The following is a 15,695-nucleotide window of genomic DNA, read 5'->3' as shown; positions in this document are numbered from 1 at the left end:
ATGAAAAAAGCGCGAATGATTGTAGACAAAGAATATAAAATCGGTGAAGTAGACAAACGGATTTACGGCTCATTTATTGAACATATGGGGCGTGCGGTATACGAAGGCATATATGAGCCTGATCATCCTGAAGCGGATGAAGACGGGTTTAGAAAAGATGTCCAGTCGCTGATCAAAGAATTGCAGGTTCCGATCATCCGCTATCCGGGAGGAAACTTTTTATCCGGATACAACTGGGAGGACGGTGTTGGGCCAGTCGAAAACCGCCCAAGACGTCTTGATTTGGCATGGCAAACGACAGAAACCAATGAAGTGGGAACAAATGAATTTTTAACCTGGGCAAAAAAGGTGAATACTGAGGTTAATATGGCGGTCAACCTTGGGACAAGAGGCATAGATGCCGCCCGCAACCTCGTTGAATACTGCAACCACCCGAAAGGCTCTTACTGGAGTGATTTAAGGAGATCGCATGGCTATGAGCAGCCGTACGGAATCAAGACATGGTGCTTAGGAAATGAAATGGACGGTCCGTGGCAAATCGGCCACAAAACAGCTGACGAATACGGACGGCTTGCTGCGGAGACGGCAAAGGTCATGAAATGGGTTGACCCATCAATTGAACTCGTAGCCTGCGGCAGCTCAAACAGCGGCATGCCGACCTTTATCGATTGGGAAGCGAAGGTGCTGGAGCATACGTACGAGCATGTCGACTATATTTCTCTCCATACGTATTACGGAAACCGGGATAACAATCTGCCAAACTACTTGGCCCGTTCCATGGATCTGGATCATTTTATTAAATCTGTCGCTGCAACCTGTGACTATGTTAAAGCGAAAACACGCAGCAAGAAAACAATCAATCTCTCTCTGGATGAATGGAACGTTTGGTATCACTCAAATGAGGCTGATAAAAAAGTAGAACCGTGGATTACTGCGCGCCCGATTTTAGAGGATATTTATAATTTTGAAGATGCCTTATTAGTCGGCTCTCTGCTCATTACGATGCTGCAGCACGCAGACCGTGTGAAAATTGCGTGTCTTGCACAGCTTGTCAATGTCATCGCGCCGATCATGACGGAAAAAGGCGGAGAAGCATGGAGACAGCCGATTTTCTATCCATACATGCATGCTTCTGTTTACGGAAGGGGCGAGTCACTGAAACCGCTTATTTCTTCTCCTAAGTACGATTGTTCTGATTTCACTGATGTGCCATATGTTGATGCTGCTGTTGTGTACTCTGAAGAGGAAGAAACACTCACTATTTTTGCGGTAAACAAGGCTGAGGATCAGATGGAGACAGAGGTTTCGCTCAGAGGCTTTGAATCCTACCAAATCACAGAGCACATCGTACTTGAGCATCAGGATATCAAGGCGACAAACCAGCATAACAGAAAAAATGTCGTCCCGCATACCAACGGCACATCGTCAATTAGCGAAAACGGCTTAACTGCCCATCTCACGCCGCTTTCCTGGAATGTGATCCGCCTGAAAAAACAGTCATAAGAGAAAGAAAAACCGGAGATCACTCTCCGGTTTTTCTTTTTTGAGTAGATATGATTCAGTACCTTGCAATGTTCAGTAGTGGATGATACTATATGGTTAGTTAGTGGAAAAAATAAACAATATAGGTCTCAAGGAGGATCTTATGATGAATGCTCAATTTAAAAAGGGAGCATTGGAGCTATGTGTGCTCGTATTACTATCTGAAAAAGACCAATACGGTTATGAGCTTTCTCAAAACATTTCCAGGCACATGGCGATTGCAGAAGGCACCTTATATCCTCTCCTCAGAAGACTGACGAAAGAAGAGTATTTAGAAACATATATGGCGCCGTCTTCCGAAGGGCCTGCCAGAAAATATTACACGATGTCAAAGCTTGGTTTCATGCGAATGAAATTGCTGCTGGCAGAATGGGATCAGTTCACAGCGTCTGTCAATCAAATCATTGATGCGGCAAGGGGAGGAGAACGATGAATCAAAAATTGTTTTTACAGGAGTTAAGTAAAGCGTTACAGCCGCTATCTGAAGAAGAGCGGAATGAGGTCTTATTTGATTTTGAAGAACATATTACCGAAGGGATGAAAGAAGGCAGGCTAGAAGCTGACATCATCAGAGAACTCGGCTCTCCAAAACAAATTGCAAAGGAATTGGTGCCCGATGTCACAGAAACTGCCCCAGCATTGCAGCGCCCTAAGAAGAACCTCTTTCACATGGTCTGTTCAGCAGCAGCGGTAAGCATCTTAAATTTGATTTTCGTGCTGGGACCGGCTATTGGCATTTTTGGAGTATACGTGGGTCTATGCGGGGCGGCGCTTGCACTTTCTGTGTCACCGATTATGTTTGTCGGCATGGTAATGTTTCAAACGAATACGCACATGATGCTGGAGTTCTTTTTATCGCTCGCATTTGGCAGTCTGGGGCTGCTATCTTGTATAGGGCTTTGGTATTTAGGCAAGCTGCTGTATAGCATGAGTTTACGGTATATCAGATACAATCTAAAGCTAGTGACGGGGGCGCAGGCATGAAAAAGATCATAATTGGATTGATCGCAGTATTTGCAGTTGGGGTAATCGGAGCTGTCATCTCTGCAGTTGCCTCAGATTTTACAAATGAAAAGGTGAAAGCTGCTGAAATCTATGAAGCTGCAGATATTAAAAAAATGAAGGTAACAACGAGCTCGCTGGATGCAGAGGTCAAAAGCGGGCAAACAGATGATATTCAGGTAGCTGCTCAAGGAAAAGTCAGTGATAAAAGCAAAAAGCTATTCGACGTGAGCCAAGATGGCAAATCGTTAACGATTAACCAAAAAGAGCACAGGAATAGCATCTCCTTTATACCGTGGAGCAGCGAAAAGGATATGAAAATCACAATCATTATTCCGGAAAAGAAGTATGACGAGATAACCGTAACGACAACCTCTGGCGATATTCTAATTGAAAATGTGCAAACGGATCAATCAGCGGCTGACTCTACATCAGGAGATATTGAGCTGAAGGACTCACGTATCAAAAACGAGATGACATTAAAAACAACGAGCGGAGATGTTCAAGCAGACCAAAATTCATTGGGGCAAGGTGAGGTAAAGACAACAAGCGGATCAATAAAAAGCAGCCGCACAACATCTAAAAAGCTGAGCTATAAGACAACCTCCGGGGATATTGATCTTCTTCAGGGGCAAGAGAACGAAGACATCAGCATCAATACAACGAGCGGAGATGTGTCCGTAGAATATCAGAAAGAACCGGCATCTTTGGCAGTAGATTTTCAGGCTGACTCCGGTGATGCCTCGGTCAATCTCGATCAAATCCTTTATAAAGAAAAATCAGAGCACCGTATTGTAGGTTATGTAGGTGATAGCGGGATCTCTAACCATTTAAAAGTTCGTACAACATCTGGAGATATTGAACTAAACTAACTGTCTCAAGCCGGCCCATTCCAGCCGGCTTTTTTGTATAGGAAAAAATGACCGCTTTTCATCATGAAATTGTGATATATTTATGAAAAACAGCAAAGGGGATGGGAGAAAATGAATGCGGTTACAATCGTGATAGCGTCAATGTGTATTTTGGCTATCGCCTATCGTTTATACGGAACATTTATGATGGTGAAGGTTCTCAAAGTGAATGATGACAAGCCGACGCCTGCTCATGCGCTTGAGGATGGAAAAGACTATGTGCCTACAAATAAATGGGTTTCGTTCGGCCACCATTTTGCGGCGATCGCAGCGGCCGGGCCGCTGGTCGGACCGATTCTGGCGGCGCAGTTTGGCTATTTGCCGGGGTTGTTATGGCTGTTAATCGGGGCGGTAATCGGGGGAGCCGTCCATGATATTGTGGTGCTGTTTGCATCGATGCGCAAAAATGGAAAATCGCTGTCGGAAGTGGCCAAGGACGAGCTCGGCCCTGTTGCCGGCTTTTGTACCGGACTGTCTATGCTGTTTATTATCACGATTACGATGGCGGGCCTGTCGATGGTTGTGCTGCACGCGCTTGAACGCAATCCCTGGGGGACATTTGCGGTAGGGATTACGATCCCGATTGCGATGGGTGTGGGCTTATATTATAAGAAAACGGGAAATTTAAAGCTTGCGTCAACGATCGGCTTTCTCTTTTTAATGGCAGGAGTTTTTATCGGCCCATGGGTGCAGACTACGGCGCTCGGTGACTTTTTAACGCTAGATACGAAAACGCTTGCAATCGCGCTTCCTGTTTATGCGTTCTTTGCAGCGGCGCTTCCCGTTTGGCTGCTGCTCGCACCGCGTGATTATTTAAGCAGCTTTATGAAAATCGGTGTTTTTATCGCTTTGATTGCAGGGGTGTTTGTCGTTAATCCGTCCATCCCGTTTCCTGCATTTACAGAATTCGTAAAAGGCGGAGGGCCGGTGCTGGCAGGACCCGTCTGGCCATTCATTTCTATAACCATCGCCTGCGGTGCGATCTCTGGATTCCATGCCTTTGTCGGTTCAGGAACGACGCCGAAAATGCTGAATAAATGGAGTGATATGAAGCCGGTTGCATTCGGCGCAATGCTTGTTGAGTGTCTTGTCGGCATCATGGCGCTGATTGCGGCAACCGCCTTGCAGCCTGCAGATTACTTTGCAATTAACAGCACGCCAGAGGTGTTCCGTACGCTCGGTATGGATGTCGTACATTTGCCTGAATTGAGCAGGGAAATCGGTTTGGATTTAGAAGGAAGAACAGGGGGAGCCGTCACGCTTGCAGTGGGAATGACTTATATTTTTACCGGAATGCCGTTTTTCAGCCATTTGGCATCATATTTCTTCCAATTTGTCATTATGTTTGAAGCGGTATTTATTTTAACGGCAATTGACGCCGGCACACGGGTCGCCCGTTATTTGATACAGGATTTCTTCGGAGAGGTGTATAAACCGCTGAAGAAAACTGACTGGATTCCGGGCTCTGTATTTGCCAGCGCGCTTGCCTGCTTGATGTGGGGCTATTTGCTGTATTCAGGGGATATCGGTTCCATTTGGGCGCTCTTTGGTGTGTCCAACCAGCTGATGGCTTCAGTAGGGCTGATTATCGGAGCGACCATCGTGCTGAAAATAGCCGATAAACGCCGTTACATTTTGACCTGTCTTATCCCGCTTGCCTATTTATATGTCACTGTCAATTATGCGGGCTATTGGATGGTGCGCAATGTGTATCTGAATCCAGAAGCATCAGGCTACAGTGTTTTGAATGGCGTATTATCGATCATCATGCTGCTGTTAGGCTTTATCATAATCGTGGCAGCTGTGAAAAAATGGGCGCAGATGTGGAGAGATCCGAGCTTAAGGATGGAAGCATCTATCCCTGGATAGAAGGTTAATGAACATTTTGAGGAGGTTTGGACATGAATCTATCAATGAAGTATCTTATTCTATACGTATCCGACAGCAAGCGGGCCGTTCATTTTTACAAGGATATTTTAGGGCTGCCGATTCGTGCTGAACACGGAACGTATGTTGAATTTGAAACAGGATCTACGATATTGGCGCTTAATACGCGGGAAAGCGCCAGAGAAATCACACAGCTAGACATTCCAGATGCATCTGCTTCACACACATTTGAAATCGGGTTTGTCACTGAAAACGTAGAAGAGGTTATCAAAAGGGTAAGAGAACAAGGCGTCACGATTATTGGAGAGCCGAAAGTGAAGCCGTGGGGACAGACGGTCGCCTATATTTCCGACCCGGATGGACATTATATCGAAATTTGCAGCCCGATGGAATAACGTACAAAAGCCCAAAACAATTTCTGTTTTGGGCTTTCTTATGATGTTTTGTGTCCAGCTGCTTCCAGCAGCAAATCAGCCAAATGAACGGCTTTGACTTTACCGCTTAGTCCTTCGCGTTCGATGCCGAGCTTCATCTGCAGCAGGCAGCCGGGATTTGCTGTCACAATGACGATCGCTTCGGTTGCTTTGACGGCAGCCATTTTACTGTCCAGTATTTTCATAGACATCTCGGCTTCTACGATGTTATAAATTCCCGCTGATCCGCAGCAGCTGTCCGCTTTATCCATTTCTTTGAATTCGGCCCCCTTGATGCTATGAAGAAGCTGTCGGGGCTCAAGAGACGTAAGCATCACATTTCTTAGATGACATGAATCTTGATAGGTAATGACCTTCGGCGTCTCGAGCACTAAGTCCATTTGATGAAAATCGAGTTCAACCAAAACGGACGAAAAATCTTTCAGCTTCTGAACAAACGCAGCGGCCCGCTCCGACCACTCGGGATCATCCTTCAGCAAATGATCGTATTCAGTGAGAAAGGCTCCGCATCCGCCTGCATTTGTAATGACTGCATCCACGTCTAACGCTTCAAAAGCAGCAATATTTTGTTTCGCGAGCTCTTTGCCTGCATTTTTTTCACCGCTGTGTCCATGCAGGGCACCGCAGCAAGCCTGTTCAGGAGGAATGACAATGTCGCAGCCTGCCAGCTGTAAAAGCTTTAGTGTGGCATTGTTGGTCGGTAAAAACATTGTATCCATTAAGCAGCCCGAAAAAAAGGCAATCCGTTTTTTTGTAGGGCCAATTGATGGCAGCAAATGCGGCCGATGCTTCATGTCTTTGCCTTTTGGCACATCAGGAAGAACGGCTTCCATCGTTCGTAAATGCTCAGGCAGGACGCGAAGCATACCGGTTTTCCGCACAGCGGTTTGCAGTCCTGACCGCTGATACAAACCAATAAGGCTTACAGCTGACCTCATGCGATTTTGATGCGGAAACAGCTCGTGAAAAGCTGCCTTTCGCATGACGCGTGTGCCGAGCGAGTGTTTTTTATTTTGGTGGATAATATCTCTGGCTTCTTCGAGCAACTGCCCGTATTTCACGCCTGACGGGCATACAGGCTCACATGCGCGGCAGCCGAGGCAAAGTGACAGCGATCGTTCGACATCTTCATCCGGTTCAATCTGGCCGTCGGCCACGGCTTTCATTAAGGCGATGCGTCCGCGTGGAGAGTGAGTTTCCTGAAAACCCGATTCGATATAGGTCGGACAGGAAGGAAGGCAGAAGCCGCAGCGCATACAATTCAAAAGCTCGCCTTCATCCATGCGCTCTTTAAACTCATGCTGGATCAGTTTCATTTCTTTATCTGTTGTCATCTTTCTGCCACCACCCGTTTTCTGGCGTCTTTCGCAAACACTTTGCCCGGGTTCAAGATGTTCCGGGGATCAAATGCCGCTTTCAGCGCTTTCATCGCGGCAATGCCTTCTTTTTTCAGCTTCATTTCCAAGTAAGGCGCTTTCATGGCCCCGACTCCGTGCTCCCCGGTTATCGTGCCGCCCAGTTCAATTGCTTTTTCGAAAATCTCGGCAAAAGCCTGTTCGACACGTTCCATCTCATCTTCATTTCTTACGTCTGTCGTGCATGTTGGGTGAAGGTTCCCGTCCCCCGCATGGCCGAAGGTACAGATGGAAACATCGTATTTGGCGGCAATATCATTAATGGCTTTTACCATATTGGCGATTTCTGAGCGAGGAACGGTCGCGTCCTCTAAAATGGTCGTCGGCTTGAGGCGGGCAAGAGCAGAAAGTGCAGAACGCCGGGCTTCTGTCAGGGCAAATGCTTCCTCCTCCGTTTGGGCGGCCTGAACGGAAACGGCCTCGCCTTTTTTGCAGATCGCCTCAATCTTTTTCATATCCCGTTCAACAGTTTCAAGCGGCCCGTCTTGCTCAATGAGCAGCACAGCCTTTGCGTTTGTCGGAAGTCCGATTTTGGCATAATCCTCAATCACCAAAAGTGTGGGCTGGTCGAGAAATTCTAGTGTGGCTGGTATAATTTTTGCGGCAATGATGTCTGATACTGTTTGAGCAGCGGCATCGATATTTTCATATAGGGCAAGCAGCGTCTTTTTTGTTTCAGGCTTTGGAACGAGTTTGACGATTGCCTCTGTCACAATGCCGAGTGTTCCTTCAGAGCCGACAAAAAGACGTGTAAGGTCATATCCGGCTACATCCTTTGCGAGTTTTCCGCCGGTCCGGATGATGTCTCCATTTGCGAGCACAACCTCCAGTCCAATAACATAGTCGCGGGTGACACCGTATTTTAAGCCGCGAAGCCCGCCTGAATTTTCATTGATGTTTCCGCCCATGGTTGATATTTTCATAGAACTCGGATCGGGCGGATAAAACAAACCCTTGCTTTCAACCGCACGGATCATATCCAATGTAATAACGCCAGGCTGGACTGTCGCGGTCAAATTTTCTTCATCAATTTCAAGAATCCGGTTCATATGCTTAAAGAGAAGTACAAGCCCGCCTTCAGTTGGGCACGTGCCGCCGCACAGGTTTGTCCCAGATCCTCTTGGAACGATCGGCATTTGATGCTCACTGCAAATCGTTAAAATTCGTGATATTTCTTCGGTATTTCGCGGAGCAATCACAGCATCAGGCATAGACTGAAACTGCGGCGTCGCATCATACGAATAGACGAGACGGCCGGCATTCGAGTCATCAAAGTTTTCCGGTCCGACAACCCGAATCAGCTTTTCTTTTACATCTTTGGTGATCATTTCACCCATCCCCCTGTCAAAAAACGCTTTCAATCTATTGTAAAAGAAAAAAAGCAAAGCCTTCCATGGAGAAACATACAAAAAATGAAACTAAAACTCTTTCTAATTTGTACCTTGATCTGAAAAATAGAGTGCAACGTACATCGTGACGATGTCCTCGGTGCGGTCAAAACGTAAACCCGTCAGCTGTTCAGCCTTAGCCAGGCGATAACGCAATGTATTGATATGAATATGCATATTTTCTGCGGTTTGTTTCAAAGACAAATCGTGATGAAAGAAAGTCCGTAACGTATTCATAAGCTCCTGATGCTCTAGCACCGCCCCGAATACTCTTTGTGGAAATTCGTTTCGGGTCCCCGTGCTGATCTCTGTCAGACACATATCAAGCTTCAGATCCTCTTCAAATACGGGCGTTTTTCGCTTAAGGCTGACAGCCAGCGCTTTTTCCGCTTGCTCGTATGAGTCTGTCAGGCTTGAGCTTTCGACAGCCCTCCCGGCGCCAGCTGCTGCCATTCGGCTGTTTGCGGTATGGGCAAATGAACAAATGCGAAGGAGCAGCTGCAAAAGCCGGTCTCTTTGTTCGTGCTTTGGCACTTCGTGATTAATCAGAATCCGTTCATTTCCCCACCTGATGAACAAATCCGAAGGGTACGCGGATTTCCAGATATGTGTCATTTGATCAATCTCATAAGATGACCACTCATAACCTTGAATGAGGATAAGCTGGCGCCGGGAGGCAAGGTCAACGCCAAGAAGCTGGGCTTTCTCAAGAAAACCGGGAGACCATTCTTTTAATTGCAGCCAATCGATCATAAAGGACTCCAGCATCCTATCACGCCACTGGGACTGCTCTAAATGCCACGATTCCTTAATGAACAGCTCCGTCATTTTTCGAAGCAGTTCCCCGTATGGCTGAATCTCAGCAGGCTCACCTGTCAGCCCGAAGACGGCGATCACATCACGGTCAGAAAATACAGGGAGGTTCAGGCCCGCCTTCACTCCTTTTAACCTTTTTTCATCTTCTTTTGTGATAATGACATTGCGTTTCTCTTTTGCGCAGATAAGCGCTCCTTCATGAAACCGCCCGATCCGCTCATCATTTGTGCTAGCCATGATATGCCCGTCTGTGTTCACAATAATGACTTCACGCTCGTACATTTTTTTGACTTCAGCAATAATTTTTTTCGCTAATAACGGCTGTAAAAACATGGCGATCCCCCTCATCATGTTTTTATTATATAAGAAAAAAACCGGGAGCTGTCACCCGGTTTCATGTCTTATTGGGCGGGTTTTAATCCGCCTTCAAGCGTTTTTAGCATTTCGTTTTTCTCACTCTCTGATGCGTGCTGCCAAAGGACTTCGAATAAAACGCCGAGCCCCGGGAGCATTTTTTCTTCACCGCTTTGAATCGCATCCACAATTGTATGTTCAAGCTGCTCCTGATTATTGCCGGTTACATTGGCAATGACGGCGTGACGTAAATTAAGATCCATGTGAAACGCTCCTTTTCCTAAAAAGTTATACGTATATTCTAACCCTGCACCTGGTTTATTATGTGCTGTTCTTGCGATATAATAACATCATGTTAAAAAAAGGAGAGCCACACAGACAGTGAAACAAATAGAATCGGCTAAAAACCAAAAAGTGAAGGATTGGAAAAAGCTTCACACAAAAAAAGAACGAACAAAAACGAATTCATTCCTGATAGAGGGAGAACATCTTGTTGAAGAGGCGCTTAAGAGCCCGGGCACAGTAAAAGAAATCCTTGTAAAGGATGAGGCGAACATTCCGTCAGATCTTGATGTGAGCATCCAGTGCTACGTGCTGAGTGAAGAGGCGTTTTCAGCTGTGACTGAAACCGAAACGCCGCAGCAGATCGCTGCTGTGTGCCATATGCCTGAAGAAAAACTGGCGTCGTCTCGGCGGGTGCTGCTGATTGACGCTGTTCAAGATCCTGGAAACCTTGGAACGATGATTCGGACAGCTGATGCGGCTGGGTTAGATGCGGTCGTGCTCGGTGACGGCACGGCGGACGCGTTTAACGGAAAAACGCTCCGGTCCGCTCAAGGTTCTCACTTTCACATTCCTGTAGTGAGAAGAAACCTGCTTACATATGTGGATGAATTGAAGGCAGAGGGCGTAAAAGTGTACGGCACGGCGCTGCAAAATGGAGCGCCTTACCGGGATATATCCCAGTCTGATTCCTTTGCGCTCATTGTAGGAAATGAAGGGGCAGGGGTGGATGCTGCCTTGCTGGAAAAAACGGATTTGAATCTGTACGTCCCGCTTTACGGACAGGCTGAATCACTGAACGTTGCCATCGCGGCTGCTATTATCGTATATCACTTGCGAGGATAGTGTTGCGCGAAGCGTTGGATTTCTCTATAATAGAACAATAATATTTGAAAAACCGTGACAGAGGACCTCAATTTCTGATCAACTGCTTTCCAGGGAGAAAATGCCGCTGACTGAGAGCATTTTTAATGCAGCCGGAGATTGGCTTCACCTCTTGAGTTGTCGCCGGGACCGTGCACACTGCGCGTAAAGGTGAACCGGAATCTGATTCCGTTATGTCAATGAAGCTGACGACAGCATCAGTCTGTCTGAAATAAGGGTGGTACCGCGGCCACAACTCGTCCCTTTTTATAAGGGGCGGGTTTTTTTATTTTCCAAAGACATATGACGGTTTGTTTACATAAAAGGAGGATGCAAAATGGAAGAAAAGCTGAAACAGCTGGAACAAGAAGCTTTAGAACAAGTAAAAGCGGCAAGCTCATTGAAGGTTGTCAATGAGATTCGGGTGAAATATCTCGGGAAAAAAGGGCCGATCACAGAAGTGCTGCGCGGAATGGGCAAACTTTCTGCTGAGGAGCGTCCAAAAATGGGCGCGCTCGCGAACGAAGTAAGAGAGCGTATTGCCAATGCCATTGCAGCCAAAAATGAGAAGCTTGAAGAAGAGGAAATGAAGCAGAAGCTTGCGGGACAGACAATCGACGTCACGCTGCCAGGGAATCCTGTCGCAGTCGGCGGCCGCCATCCGCTTACTGTTGTCATTGAAGAAATTGAAGATTTATTTATCGGTATGGGCTACACCGTTGAGGAAGGACCTGAAGTTGAAACAGATTATTACAACTTCGAATCGCTCAACCTGCCGAAAGAACACCCTGCACGCGATATGCAGGACAGCTTCTACATCACAGAGGAAATTCTGATGAGAACGCAAACTTCTCCGGTTCAGACACGGACGATGGAAAAGCATGAAGGCAAAGGGCCCGTTAAAATCATTTGCCCTGGTAAAGTATACCGCCGTGATAACGATGATGCGACGCATTCTCATCAATTTATGCAAATTGAAGGGCTTGTCGTTGACAAAAACATTAGCATGAGTGATTTAAAAGGAACGCTTGAACTCGTTGCGAAAAAAATGTTCGGTCAAGACCGCGAAATCAGGCTGCGCCCAAGCTTCTTCCCGTTTACAGAGCCTTCAGTAGAAGTGGACGTAACATGCTTTAAGTGCGGAGGAAACGGCTGCTCAGTATGTAAAGGAACAGGCTGGATCGAAATCCTAGGAGCCGGCATGGTTCACCCGAACGTGCTGAGAATGGCTGGCTTTGATCCGAAGGAATATCAAGGCTTTGCATTCGGAATGGGTGTTGAGCGCATCGCGATGCTGAAATACGGCATTGATGATATCCGCCACTTCTATACAAACGATGTCAGATTTATTTCGCAGTTTAAACAGGCGTAAGAGGAGGATGCTAGGATGTTTGTTTCTTATAAATGGTTAGAGGATTATGTTGACATAAAAGGCATGGACCCGGCTGTTCTTGCTGAGAAAATTACAAGAGCCGGTATTGAGGTTGAAGGAATTGAATACAAAGGGGAAGGCATCAAAGGCGTAGTCATCGGCCACGTGCTGGAGCGCGAGCAGCATCCGAATGCTGATAAGCTGAATAAATGCCTTGTGGATATCGGAGCGGAAGCACCTGTACAAATCATTTGCGGCGCGCCGAATGTGGATAAAGGGCAAAAAGTCGCAGTTGCTACAGTCGGAGCGGTGCTGCCGGGCAATTTCAAAATCAAAAAAGCAAAGCTTCGCGGTGAAGAATCAAACGGCATGATCTGTTCTTTACAGGAGCTTGGCATTGAAAGCAAGCTTGTGGCGAAGGAGTATGCGGAAGGCATTTTCGTATTCCCGGATGACGCTGAAACAGGAAGCGACGCCTTAGCGGCTTTACAGCTTGACGATGCGATCCTTGAGCTTGGTTTAACGCCAAACCGCGCGGATGCCATGAACATGCTTGGTGTTGCTTACGAAGTTGCGGCGATCTTAGACACAAAGGTAAAGCTTCCGCAAACCGATTATCCGGCTGCTTCAGAACAAGCGTCTGATTACATCGCTGTCAAAGTCGAAGATCAAGAAGCGAACCCGCTGTATACAGCTAAAATCATTAAAAACGTCACGATTGCTCCGTCACCGCTTTGGATGCAGACGAAGCTGATGAACGCAGGCATTCGCCCGCACAACAATGTCGTTGACATCACAAACTTTGTCTTGCTGGAATACGGTCAGCCGCTTCACGCGTTTGATTATGACAGATTCGGCTCCAAGGAAGTTGTCGTAAGAAAAGCAGCTGATAATGAAACGATCTTAACCCTTGATGATCAAGAACGAAAGCTGTCTGCCGATCACCTTGTCATTACGAACGGGACGAAAGCGCAAGCCGTTGCCGGTGTTATGGGAGGAGCAGAGTCAGAGGTTCAGGAAGATACGAAAACGATTTTGCTTGAGGCTGCGTACTTCAACGGGCAGACGGTTCGCAAGGCTTCCAAGGATCTTGGTTTGAGAAGTGAATCAAGCATAAGATTCGAAAAAGGCATTGATCCGGCGCGCGTACGTCTCGCGGCAGAACGGGCTGCGCAGCTGATCCATCTGTATGCCGGCGGTGAAGTGCTCGCTGGAACGGTTGAGGATGATCACCTGACAATCGAAGCGAATAACATTCATATATCTGCTGACAAAGTGAGCAGTGTTCTTGGCATGACAATCAGCAAAGAAGAACTCATCAGCATTTACAAGCGTCTCGGCTTTACTGTCGGTGAAGCGGATGATCTTCTTGTTGTGACAGTCCCATCACGCCGCGGTGATATTAAAATCGAAGAGGATTTAATTGAAGAAGCGGCAAGATTGTACGGCTACGATAACATTCCGTCTACACTTCCTGAGACAGCGGGAACAACAGGCGGATTAACGCCATATCAGGCAAAACGGCGTAAGGTTAGACGTTTCCTTGAAGGCGCAGGTTTATCACAAGCCATCACCTACTCACTGACAAACGAGAAGAAAGCGGCAGCGTTTGCGATTGAAAAATCACTGAACACTGTACTTGCGCTTCCAATGAGTGAAGAAAGAAGCATTCTCAGACACAGCCTTGTTCCGAATCTGCTTGACTCCGTTTCTTACAACCTGGCGAGACAGACTGACTCAGTCGCGCTGTACGAAGTCGGCTCCGTTTTCCTGACAAAGGAAGAGGACACAAAGCCGGTTGAAACAGAACGCGTGGCAGGGGCTGTTACCGGATTATGGCGCAAGCAGCTGTGGCAGGGCGAGAAAAAACCGGTTGATTTCTTTGTCGCCAAAGGAATTGTGGAAGGGCTGTTAGACAAACTGAACGTCCTCGACAGCATTGAATTTGTTCAGTCTGAACGCAAACAGCTGCACCCGGGCAGAACAGCGAACATTCTATTGAATGGTTCTCTTATTGGCTTCATCGGCCAAGTGCACCCTTCATTGGAAAAAGAACTCGATATAAAAGAGACATACGTGTTTGAGCTTGATCTTCATGCGCTGCTTGCAGCGGAAACAGCGCCGCTTGTTTACACGGCGATTCCAAAATATCCGTTTGTGACACGTGACATTGCGCTAGTCACAGATAAATCCGTCACAAGCGGCCAGCTCGAAAGCGTCATTAAAGAGGCTGGCGGCAAGCTTCTGAAAGAAGTATCCGTCTTTGACGTATACGAAGGCGAGCATATGGAGGAAGGCAAAAAGTCAGTTGCTTTCTCACTCCAATATGTCAACCCTGAACAAACGCTGACTGAAGAAGAAGTGACAAAGGCGCACAGCAAAGTGCTGAAAGCGTTAGAAGACACATATCAAGCTGTGTTGAGAGGCTGATAAAAAAAGCTTGCAGAGAAATCTGCAAGCTTTTTTCTATGAACGTTTTTTATCGGCAAGCCGCTGTGCTTTCTGCGTATTGGCAAAATGGAGTTTTGTAAAGGTTCTGAGAGCGGACGCTCCTTTTTTGAGGATCAGCTTCGCAGCCGCTTCATCGACGTGCGGGCCGGCCCCTTTTGGAAGTGTCATTCCTGCCTCACGCGACAGTTTATCCATCTCCATTAAAAACGAATATCGTGCGATGATAGAGGCAGCGGCGACTGATAAGTGAATGCCTTCAGCCTTTGTGCTGAAATAGGTCCGTTCCTTCACAATGTCTCTGCCCTTTAAATGATTGAAGTAGACGCCGGGCTCAGCGAATTGGTCTATCAAAATGGCCTCAGGCTTTATCCCGTCCATTTTTCTTAGCAAATGGGTTATAGCTTGATTGTGCAGTAAAGCTTTCATTTTCCCTTGGCTCATGCCTTTTTCCTGCATGCTGTTGTACTTTTCATTCTTTAAAACCAGCAGGCTGTACGGAATGGTTTTGATCAGGTTTCGGGCAATCTCAATGATTTGCGGATCCTTTAAGTCTTTAGAATCCTTAACACCGAGTTCCTTCATTAAAGGAAGCATGGTTTTGTCGACGTACGCGCATACAACCGTAATCGGGCCAAAGTAATCACCAGTACCGACCTCGTCAGAGCCGATAACAGACATTCCGGCGATATCTGCCGGAGGGGCATAGCGGGGATCAGCCGGCTTTTTGGCCGATTTCTTCTTTTCCTGCGGCTCTGCTGTTCCCCAGCGCGCGGATTCTGCCGCAGCGTTTTTGCCTTGAAACAAGACCTTGCCGGATTGATATGCTGTAATGGTACAGCCGGGCGGTTTGGCCTGAAAAACGGCTCCCTGCGGAACAGAGGCGGTAAGCGAACCGCTGTACGTCATTTTCATTTGATTAATAGCAGACAACGATACTTTTATCACAGAATGGGACACGTAATAATCTCCTTTTTTTA

General features: G+C 47.0%; 15 protein-coding genes. 9 read left to right on the top strand and 6 right to left on the bottom strand.

The window, feature by feature from the left end; genetic code table 11:
- From abfA to MOB98_RS01155, 6 genes are all read left to right on the top strand, one after another.
- Positions 1–1,503 (top strand): alpha-L-arabinofuranosidase AbfA, encoded by a 1,503-nt coding sequence (gene abfA, locus MOB98_RS01180; RefSeq protein ID WP_268359058.1) that lies wholly within the window; start codon positions 1–3, stop codon positions 1,501–1,503.
- Between the two features lie 145 nt (positions 1,504–1,648).
- A complete protein-coding gene (locus MOB98_RS01175) occupies positions 1,649–1,975 on the top strand; it encodes a PadR family transcriptional regulator (RefSeq protein WP_268359060.1) in 327 nt (108 codons plus the stop codon).
- Positions 1,972–2,526 (top strand): HAAS signaling domain-containing protein, encoded by a 555-nt coding sequence (locus MOB98_RS01170; protein WP_268359063.1) that lies wholly within the window; start codon positions 1,972–1,974, stop codon positions 2,524–2,526. Before MOB98_RS01175 ends, MOB98_RS01170 begins: the two co-directional genes overlap by 4 nt.
- Complete coding sequence (locus MOB98_RS01165; RefSeq protein WP_268359064.1) at positions 2,523–3,416, top strand: DUF4097 family beta strand repeat-containing protein; 894 nt, start codon at positions 2,523–2,525, stop codon at positions 3,414–3,416. The genes MOB98_RS01170 and MOB98_RS01165 overlap by 4 nt, the downstream gene beginning before the upstream one ends.
- A 111-nt stretch (positions 3,417–3,527) precedes the next feature.
- Positions 3,528–5,324, top strand: coding sequence for a carbon starvation protein CstA (gene cstA, locus MOB98_RS01160; RefSeq protein WP_268359067.1), 1,797 nt, complete (start codon positions 3,528–3,530; stop codon positions 5,322–5,324).
- 32 nt (positions 5,325–5,356) lie between these two features.
- Positions 5,357–5,737, top strand: a complete 381-nt coding sequence (locus MOB98_RS01155) for a VOC family protein (RefSeq protein ID WP_268359068.1) — start codon at positions 5,357–5,359, stop codon at positions 5,735–5,737.
- Positions 5,738–5,775: 38 nt separating this feature from the next.
- Here the strand turns inward: MOB98_RS01155 and MOB98_RS01150 are convergent, their stop codons facing one another.
- From MOB98_RS01150 to sspI, 4 genes are all read right to left on the bottom strand, one after another.
- Positions 5,776–7,110 carry a (Fe-S)-binding protein gene (locus MOB98_RS01150; protein ID WP_268359069.1) on the bottom strand — a complete coding sequence of 445 codons (1,335 nt, stop codon included), beginning with the start codon at positions 7,108–7,110 and terminating at the stop codon, positions 5,776–5,778.
- The gene (gene glcD / locus MOB98_RS01145) at positions 7,107–8,519 is read right to left on the bottom strand and encodes a glycolate oxidase subunit GlcD (protein WP_268359071.1); all 1,413 of its coding nucleotides are present in this window, start codon (positions 8,517–8,519) and stop codon (positions 7,107–7,109) included. Before glcD ends, MOB98_RS01150 begins: the two co-directional genes overlap by 4 nt.
- Before the next feature lie 102 nt (positions 8,520–8,621).
- A complete protein-coding gene (locus tag MOB98_RS01140; protein ID WP_268359073.1) occupies positions 8,622–9,728 on the bottom strand; it encodes a sugar diacid recognition domain-containing protein in 1,107 nt (368 codons plus the stop codon).
- A 68-nt stretch (positions 9,729–9,796) separates the two neighbouring features.
- The gene (gene sspI, locus MOB98_RS01135) at positions 9,797–10,012 is read right to left on the bottom strand and encodes a small acid-soluble spore protein SspI (protein WP_268359074.1); all 216 of its coding nucleotides are present in this window, start codon (positions 10,010–10,012) and stop codon (positions 9,797–9,799) included.
- A 118-nt stretch (positions 10,013–10,130) separates the two neighbouring features.
- Between sspI and MOB98_RS01130 the strand changes: the two genes are divergently transcribed.
- Complete coding sequence (locus MOB98_RS01130; RefSeq protein ID WP_268359076.1) at positions 10,131–10,877, top strand: TrmH family RNA methyltransferase; 747 nt, start codon at positions 10,131–10,133, stop codon at positions 10,875–10,877.
- 67 nt (positions 10,878–10,944) lie between these two features.
- On the opposite strand, the gene MOB98_RS01125 is transcribed toward MOB98_RS01130, so the two are convergent.
- Positions 10,945–11,151 (bottom strand): hypothetical protein, encoded by a 207-nt coding sequence (locus MOB98_RS01125; protein WP_268359078.1) that lies wholly within the window; start codon positions 11,149–11,151, stop codon positions 10,945–10,947.
- Between the two features lie 81 nt (positions 11,152–11,232).
- Between MOB98_RS01125 and pheS the strand changes: the two genes are divergently transcribed.
- The gene (pheS, locus tag MOB98_RS01120; RefSeq protein WP_268359079.1) at positions 11,233–12,267 is read left to right on the top strand and encodes a phenylalanine--tRNA ligase subunit alpha; all 1,035 of its coding nucleotides are present in this window, start codon (positions 11,233–11,235) and stop codon (positions 12,265–12,267) included.
- 15 nt (positions 12,268–12,282) lie between these two features.
- On the top strand, positions 12,283–14,697 hold the full coding sequence (gene pheT, locus MOB98_RS01115) for a phenylalanine--tRNA ligase subunit beta (protein WP_268359080.1): 2,415 nt from the start codon (positions 12,283–12,285) through the stop codon (positions 14,695–14,697).
- A 36-nt stretch (positions 14,698–14,733) separates the two neighbouring features.
- Here pheT and rnhC read toward each other — a convergent pair whose 3' ends face one another.
- Complete coding sequence (gene rnhC, locus MOB98_RS01110) at positions 14,734–15,675, bottom strand: ribonuclease HIII (protein ID WP_268359081.1); 942 nt, start codon at positions 15,673–15,675, stop codon at positions 14,734–14,736.
- Between the last annotated feature and the right edge of the window lie 20 nt (positions 15,676–15,695).

This window comes from Bacillus sp. N13C7 (assembly GCF_026790065.1).
GTDB lineage: Bacteria > Bacillota > Bacilli > Bacillales > Bacillaceae > Bacillus.
The sequence above is the reverse complement of the archived record's forward strand: the minus strand, read 5'-3'. Positions and strand labels throughout refer to the sequence as shown.